General features: G+C 43.6%; 2 protein-coding genes and 1 tRNA gene. 2 read left to right on the forward strand and 1 reads right to left on the reverse strand.

From position 1 onward, the window contains the following. Window positions 1-32: 32 nt before the first annotated feature. Window positions 33-109, reverse strand: a tRNA-Arg gene (locus NXS07_RS19835). 187 nt (window positions 110-296) lie between these two features. Here NXS07_RS19835 and folD point away from each other — a divergent pair. Both folD and ybcJ read left to right on the forward strand, forming a co-directional pair. Further along, window positions 297-1,172, forward strand: a complete 876-nt coding sequence (folD, locus tag NXS07_RS19840) for a bifunctional methylenetetrahydrofolate dehydrogenase/methenyltetrahydrofolate cyclohydrolase FolD (RefSeq protein ID WP_038216735.1) — start codon at window positions 297-299, stop codon at window positions 1,170-1,172. Next, entirely contained in the window at window positions 1,172-1,384 is a 213-nt protein-coding gene (gene ybcJ, locus NXS07_RS19845) for a ribosome-associated protein YbcJ (RefSeq protein WP_038181623.1), read from the forward strand. Before folD ends, ybcJ begins: the two co-directional genes overlap by 1 nt. Window positions 1,385-1,698 lie beyond the last annotated feature (314 nt).

A 1,698-nucleotide genomic window follows, 5' to 3' on the forward strand; every position in this document is an offset into this window, starting at 1 on the left:
TTGCAAAATAGGGGTAAGTGCTTGATTTTAAATGGTACGCCCTACAGGATTCGAACCTGTGACCTACGGCTTAGAAGGCCGTTGCTCTATCCAACTGAGCTAAGGGCGCATACGAGATGAAAACACGTTGATGCGTTGATGCGTTGATGTAGACGGGATTATACGTGCATACTGGATTGAGTCAATGGGCTTTTCGTTCATATGCTTATTTTATGATTACCAATAAAACTGACAGACGATTCATGTTCTGACAAAATAGCGCCTATTCCTATACTCGATGATGGAATCTTAAATACATGTCAGCAAAAATTATTGATGGGAAAACGATTGCGCAGACAATCAGAAGCGAAGTTGCAGAAAAAGTCAGGCAACGAGTCGCCGCTGGAAGACGTGCTCCAGGTCTTGCCGTTGTTTTAGTCGGAGAAAATCCGGCCTCCCAAATTTATGTCGCGAGCAAACGCCGTGCCTGTGAGGAAGTCGGTTTTACTTCCCGCTCTTACGACCTGCCAGACATCACCAGCGAAGCCGAATTACTCTCCCTAATTGATAACCTGAACGAAGATCCGGAAATCGACGGCATTTTAGTTCAACTTCCCCTGCCTGCCGGCATTGATAATGTCAAAGTACTGGAACGCATTCATCCTGATAAAGATGTGGATGGTTTCCACCCTTACAATATTGGCCGCCTGTGCCAACGTGCTCCAAAGCTGCGCCCCTGCACTCCTCGCGGGATCGTGACGCTGCTTGAGCGCTGCAATATCAACACCTACGGGCTGCATGCTGTTATCATTGGGGCGTCCAATATCGTTGGGCGTCCAATGAGCCTTGAACTGCTGTTGGCAGGCTGTACCACGACGGTGACGCATCGTTTTACCAAAAACTTACGCCAGCATGTTGAACAAGCTGATTTACTGGTCGTAGCGGTCGGTAAACCAAATTTCATTCCCGGCGAATGGATTAAACCAAGTGCTATTGTGATTGATGTCGGCATCAATCGTTTGGAAAATGGTAAAGTCATTGGCGATGTGGATTTCGATAGTGCATCCGAACGCGCCAGTTGGATTTCTCCTGTTCCGGGAGGAGTGGGCCCGATGACCGTCGCAACATTGATTCAAAATACCTTGCAGGCTTGCGAGGAATATCATGATGTAGATAAAACCAAAGGATACTGATGGAAATTTTTTGTTTAGATGGACACCCTTATGTAGAGCTGTGCGATCTACTGAAACTTCAAGGGTGGTGTGAAAGTGGTGCTGCGGCAAAAGCGATGATTGCGGAAGGTTTGGTTAAAGTTGATGACCAGGTTGAAACCCGCAAGCGCTGCAAAATTATCGCTGGTAAAGCAGTGGCCTTTAACGGCCAATCGGTGCGCGTTGAAGCGTAATTTCGTGATATTGCATCACCGTTAATGCTCTTCTGAAAAACTGTACCCTCAATGTTTTATACATCCACGGTACAGTTTTTTATTTAAAAATATAATTAATAAAAGTAAAAATTATAGGAAATATCAACATCATATTGATTTTAATTCATCTTATTAGATTAAGATCCAGAATAAATAAAATAAAAATCCCAGAAAATACAAAATAAAGAATAAATACTACAGCAATATGAGACGGGGAAATAAGTTAATCAATGAAATTATCTGCACTTTTGTTATAGTCGGTAATACAATACACTGACTTACCGCGTCCACTA

Origin of the sequence: Xenorhabdus bovienii (assembly GCF_024721015.1) — a bacterium.
In the GTDB taxonomy this organism is placed as follows: Bacteria; Pseudomonadota; Gammaproteobacteria; order Enterobacterales; family Enterobacteriaceae; genus Xenorhabdus; species Xenorhabdus bovienii.

Bases quoted from the DNA above. Each gene is read 5' to 3' on its own strand.
- folD (WP_038216735.1), top strand. From the start codon at position 297: ATGTCAGCAAAAATTATTGATGGGAAAACGATTGCGCAGACAATCAGA.
- ybcJ (WP_038181623.1), top strand. From the start codon at position 1,172: ATGGAAATTTTTTGTTTAGATGGACACCCTTATGTAGAGCTGTGCGAT.